Origin of the sequence: Methylobacterium nigriterrae, assembly GCF_037106235.1 — a bacterium.
In the GTDB taxonomy this organism is placed as follows: Bacteria; Pseudomonadota; Alphaproteobacteria; order Rhizobiales; family Beijerinckiaceae; genus Methylobacterium; species Methylobacterium nigriterrae.
This window is the reverse complement of sequence record NZ_JBAWTG010000220.1, coordinates 1-5,189: the sequence shown is the minus strand read 5'-3', so window position 1 is coordinate 5,189 and position 5,189 is coordinate 1. Positions and strand designations below refer to the sequence as shown.

5 protein-coding genes are annotated in these 5,189 nt (G+C 65.2%); 2 read left to right on the top strand and 3 right to left on the bottom strand.

Annotated features, from left to right (window positions below):
• Positions 1-1,073: CaiB/BaiF CoA transferase family protein (locus tag WDW90_RS34695; RefSeq protein ID WP_336492281.1), on the bottom strand; the 1,073-nt coding region annotated here is incomplete at its 3' end.
• A 111-nt stretch (positions 1,074-1,184) separates the two neighbouring features.
• The gene (locus WDW90_RS34690; RefSeq protein ID WP_336492279.1) at positions 1,185-2,075 is read right to left on the bottom strand and encodes a LysR family transcriptional regulator; all 891 of its coding nucleotides are present in this window, start codon (positions 2,073-2,075) and stop codon (positions 1,185-1,187) included.
• Positions 2,076-3,179: 1,104 nt separating this feature from the next.
• Between WDW90_RS34690 and WDW90_RS34685 the strand changes: the two genes are divergently transcribed.
• Both WDW90_RS34685 and WDW90_RS34680 read left to right on the top strand, forming a co-directional pair.
• Positions 3,180-3,551: a PAS domain-containing protein gene (locus tag WDW90_RS34685; RefSeq protein WP_336492277.1), complete on the top strand. Its 372-nt coding sequence runs from the start codon at positions 3,180-3,182 to the stop codon at positions 3,549-3,551.
• 205 nt (positions 3,552-3,756) lie between these two features.
• A complete protein-coding gene (locus WDW90_RS34680; RefSeq protein WP_336492275.1) occupies positions 3,757-4,092 on the top strand; it encodes a hypothetical protein in 336 nt (111 codons plus the stop codon).
• A 485-nt stretch (positions 4,093-4,577) separates the two neighbouring features.
• Here WDW90_RS34680 and WDW90_RS34675 read toward each other — a convergent pair whose 3' ends face one another.
• Entirely contained in the window at positions 4,578-4,925 is a 348-nt protein-coding gene (locus WDW90_RS34675) for a hypothetical protein (protein ID WP_336492274.1), read from the bottom strand.
• Positions 4,926-5,189: the final 264 nt, after the last annotated feature.

The window sequence follows — 5,189 nt, the reverse complement described above, 5'->3', positions numbered from 1 at the left end:
GTCTCGGACAGCTTCGGCACGATGCCGGGCATCCGCACATGCGTGCCGCCCGGAAGCTCGGTGTCGAGGATCATGTCGCGGGCGGCGTAGTGCGGGTCGGCCACGATGTCGGCCACCGAGTAGATGCGCCCGGCGGGCACGTCCGCGGCGTCGAGGGCGGCGAGCGCTTCCGCAATCGTGCGTCCCTTCGACCAGTCGGCAATGGCGCTGTCGAGCATGGCGGACTGAGCTGTGCGACCGTCGTTGCTGCGCAGGTCCGGATCCTCGGCCAGATCCGGGCGGCCGATCGCATTCATCAAGCGGCGGAAGATCGGGTCGCTGTTGCCCGCGATGACGACGTAGCCGCCGTCCCGCGTCGGGTAGGTGTTCGAGGGCGTGATGCCCGGCAACGCCCCACCCGTACGGGTCCGGATTTCGCCCAGCAGGTCGTATTCGGGAACGAGGCTCTCCATCACGTTGAAGACGCTCTCGACGAGCGACACGTCGACGATCTGGCCGCGGCCGCCGTTGGTCTTGACGTTGAGGATCGACATCAGCGCGCCGATGACGCCATGCAGTGAGGCGAGCGTGTCGCCGATGCTAACACCGACGCGAGCCGGGGGACTGTCGGGGCTGCCAGTGGTGTAGCGGATGCCGCCCATCGCCTCGCCGATCGCGCCGAAGCCCGGCCGGTCGCGGTAGGGGCCGGTCTGGCCGTACCCCGAGATCCGCACCATGGTGAGCTTCGGGTTTAACGCCGAGAGCACGTCCCAGCCGAGGCCAAGCTTCTCTAGGCCGCCGGGCCGGAAGTTCTCGATCACGACGTCGGCGCTTGCGGCGAGCCGCTTGACGACGTCGAGGCCGTCAGCCGACTTCAGGTCGACGGCGATCGACTTCTTGTTGCGCGATTGCAGGTACCACCAGAGCGAGGTGCCCTCGTGCATCTTGCGCCACTTGCGCAGGGGGTCGCCACTCTCCGGCGGCTCGACCTTGATGACCTCGGCGCCGAACTCCGCCATGAGCTTCGTGGCGAACGGCGCGGCGATCAATTGGCCGAGTTCAAGCACACGGATTCCGGCAAGCGGACCACTCATCTTGTTTCCTCCTGATTACTTTTTTTCTACCCTACGTATGCAAGAAAGCAGTGTCCAAACGTATTGCGCGATCGAGTATTCTCCGAACGCGAACGCCTGGAATGCCCTCGCTCAAGCTTTGGGGGAGAGTAAGTGGTCGAGGAGCAACCGCGTTGCTGGCGCCGGGGGCGACCGGCGCGTTACGACCAACAACTTGCGCGTCGCCCAGTCGTCACTCAGCGGCACGGCGGTCAGATGCATCGGCGGACCCAGCAGGTCATAAACCGGCGCGGGAATAACACCGAGGCCCATATTGGCCTGTACCATCCGACATATTGCGTCGAAGCTGGGCACATGGACGCGGAGGCGCAATGGACGCCCGACGCGATGCGCCTCGGCGCGGAGGTTGGCGTAGATCGAACTCTCGGCATGGAGCCCGACATGGTCGTAGTCGAGCGCTTCGGCGAACGCGACGGCCGCGCGTCCGGACAGCGGATGGCTGGTAGGCATGACGATGACGAGCCGATCATGACGATAGGTCCGGCTCTCAAGGTCGAGCGTCGGGGTGTCGCCCGCGCAAATCCCGAAATCCGCTGCCCCGTCCCGGATGCCAGCCACGACATGCAGGCTCGGCCGCTCCTCTAGCTGGACCCGGATGGCAGGCTGGGCCGCGAGGAAGCTCTGGAGGTCTTCCGGCAGAAACTCGACGATCGCCGAGAGGTTAGCCAACACCCTGACAAAACCCCGCACCCCCTTGGCATGCTCGGCCAGTTCCGTTGACATGTTGTCGGCGTTGGTCAGCATGCGGCGAGCATGGTGGAGCAGGGTCTCTCCCGCCGGGGTCACCGCCATTCCCGTCGCTCGGCGATGCAGCAGCTCGACGCCCAGCGTTCGTTCCAATTCGACCAGCCGCTTACTCAACGCGGACTGGGCAATGTTCTCTCGGCGGGCTGCACCGGTCAGGGTGCCGTCCTCGCACACAGCGATGAAGAGCTGCAGGGTCTTGAGGTCGGGTCGACGCAAGATGGCATTCCCTCATCTAGACCCACCCAAATTCGGTGAGACCCAGTCGCAATCTGCGCTGCACCTGTAGGGTCGCCAACCTGGAGCGGGTCCACCACCTCACCGGGACTGATGGGCCAGTGCAGGGCAATATCCGCTTCACCCCCGCCGGCTGGCGACAGTACCTCGCCTCGATCGCCTGTCCGGCAGACCGCTCTCATTACCGGGCTCCGGGAGCAGGGACACGACACGGCGGTGGCCGAGGACCTTCTCGCTGCGTTCGAGGCCACCCTCGTGGACATGCGCGAGCACCTGCACCTCCTTCGGGCCGAGCACGACGCCCCGTGACCCGCCGGGCTGTTCCCGCCTGACGCGACTAACCTGGCATGGCTCATGAACGCGGACGGCGCTCTGTCCGGTTGCTCCGGCTGGACGGCAGCAACACCGTGCCGAAGTCCCGGCGTATCCAAATCTACTCAGCGGCTCCATAACGCCCATTCCACGAATCCTCTCGCCGATTGGGCGTTATGGAGCGTCGATATGGATGGCGGTCAGCAGGAAGTTGACCGGAGCGGCTACATCAGGAGCAGGTCAATCCCCCGCAAGCTCCCGCTGGTCGTACGCCAGAACGCGCAGTCTTCGATCGGCTGAGGACCTTCCAGAGAGCGGCGGCGGCGTCTGCGCTGAGAGGAGTGCTGGGCACCTGTCCGCCGAGCTGGCCGCATCGGTGCCTCTGTCTCGGTCTGGAGGCGCGACGCCTCTGTGAGAAGAGCGGCGGCCTGCTCCCGCAGAGCTTCGGCCACATCCTGCTGCCCCTGCCGGTCGAAGTGGGCTGCCGCAGCATTCAGCTCGAAGGCGATGCTCTCATTGGCCAGCGCCGCAGCTTGGAGGTCGGCAGCAAGTTGTATCATGGCCCCCCCTCCGCTCCGGTAGGAGTTGATGCCAAATCGCACTGGATCCAGAAGTGCGCACCCCGCACGTGGTTAGCCGGCATTTGATCCAGAAACAATCCGAAACTTCTCATGCCGAGAGGTATGTACTGGAGTGAACAGTTGAGCAATAGGTGTCAGTTTGATTAGAATTGGAGTATGCTCCAACCGATTAGATTTTTTGCGCGCTCATTCAATGCCTGTCGCTCTCTATGTCACGGACGCAAACGGCTGGTTGACCTATTACAACGAAGTTGCCGTCGACCTGTGGGGGCGCCGTCCTGAGATCGGCAGAGATCGCTGGTGCGGATCCTGGCGCCTCTACCAGAGGGACGGCACGGCCTTGCCGCACGATCAGTACGCGATGGCCGTGGCTCTGAGAGAGGGTCAGGCGATCCAGGACGTGCAGGCCGTGGTGGAGCAGCCGGACGGCACCAGGGTGCCGTTCGTGGCCTATCCGGCACCTCTGCGCGACCCCTCGGGGGCAATCATCGGCGGGTCCAACGTTCTTCTGTTTAGCTCAGCGTCTGGCCCAGTGAGGAGTGTAGCAGCCGTCTCGCAGGAATAGCGCTGACGATCCCTCTCAGAACACCCGCGTTTCAATAGGGCTTGCTCCAGCGGAACTTAGCAGGCGCCATTCGACTCCGGCGTGGTTCGTCGACTGGGCGTTATGGAGCCGCTGCCTCACGTACGGTCGTGGCTATCGCCACGCTGCCCTGGCTAGGGCTTGGCACTGAGCCATGTAGGGCTGGCAGGAGTTCTCGGGGACGAACATGCTCGCACGCCTCTCGCTGGCCCTCGCCGTCGCAACGCTCGCCTCAGCACCCACGCAGGCCGACGATTGCCCCAAGCACTTCCGGGACTATGGCCTGTTCCTGCAGGCGAAGAAGTCCTGCGCACGGGACGAGCCGTACCCCTCGATGAAGGTCATGAAAGGCTGTGCCAAGGAGACGCCGAAGGAGAGCGCGCTCAACCTGATGGACGAGGGGCGGCGCGAATGGGCCCGCCGCGTGATGCGCACGAGCCTCGGCAGCATGTGCCAGGAGGTGTTCTCGGAGCACTCTGCCGCGCCGAAGGGCTCCAGGCGCTCAGTCGCGAAGGAGCCCTGATCCTGGGCCGAGGTCAGCTGGCGAGTGGGCGCGGCTTCGGCGTCGGCACCTCGACAAGCTGGCCCGTGAGCGGATTGAGGATGACCATGACGCTCTCCTGAACTCGTGCGAGTGACGAGTCCGCGGACCTAAACGGGCGAAATCGCGACGGTTTCCCGGATGTAATCCGACGTGGTTAGGGCCCTCTTAACCCTCGGCGGTGACCTTCCCGCTGCCTGTCGCGAACTGTCCTGTCGGCAGCAGGCGCCCCGCCGGCCTTCGGAGCGGCCGGCGGGGTCTTCCTCCATCCGTTGAAGGCTCGCAACTGAAGTCCGGCCCACGACGTTAGGCGCCGGAATTTCTGGGGCTCTCGATGAACGACTACGTTGCGGAAGAAGGGAATTGGGCGCGGATCCAACGTGTTGCCCTGGCGCTCCTCTTGGTGAGCCCCATGGCCGTGGGGTTCGGCTGGACCCTGCGGCTCTGGTAAGCGGCGCCTCGTCCGCTCACGCTTGCAGTGCGTGGAACAGGTAGTAGCCGGTCAGCCGCATCGCCTCGTGTGCGGCCTCGGGCTGGAAGCCGGGCGGCGGCTCCGTCATCGTCGCGATGCCGCCGAAATCCCAGGTCTCGCCGTTGACGAACGTGGGCACAGGTCGGTCCTGGCGCACGGCGCAGTGCAGGGCCGGTTTTCGCTTGCGGCGAAAGACATTGTAGGCCGCCGGCGGCGCCTGCATTCCATTCTCCGTCTGTGATGGGGTGCTGTGCGGCCCGTAGAGCATGGGGGCAGCCGCAGCACATTCGCCTACGGCAAAGCTCGTCAGATTGGTATTGCGGCAGACGGACTCGCTTGCCATTCCGGGGCTCCAACCTAGCCGGGGTCACCGACCGCAACGCCGGCACCTCGGGAAGAAAGCCGCGTGCGGCCGGTGCCTGCACCCTGGTCGCGCGGCAGGGCGCACGACGATGCTGTGCCTCGGGGTGAGAGCCGGCAATCACTTACGGCAAGCGGACGGGAGCGAAGGCGGTCGAGCACGCCCACGGCATGCCAGAAGTCCGCGCTCGGCCGGCGACAGATGCCCGAGGGCGACCCGCATCTCGGCCATCGCGGCAACAGCATG

Excerpts from the sequence above, each read along its gene's own strand:
- WDW90_RS34685 (WP_336492277.1), top strand. The coding sequence starts at position 3,180 with ATGCCTGTCGCTCTCTATGTCACGGACGCAAACGGCTGGTTGACCTAT.
- WDW90_RS34675 (WP_336492274.1), bottom strand. The coding sequence starts at position 4,925 with ATGGCAAGCGAGTCCGTCTGCCGCAATACCAATCTGACGAGCTTTGCC.
- WDW90_RS34680 (WP_336492275.1), top strand. The coding sequence starts at position 3,757 with ATGCTCGCACGCCTCTCGCTGGCCCTCGCCGTCGCAACGCTCGCCTCA.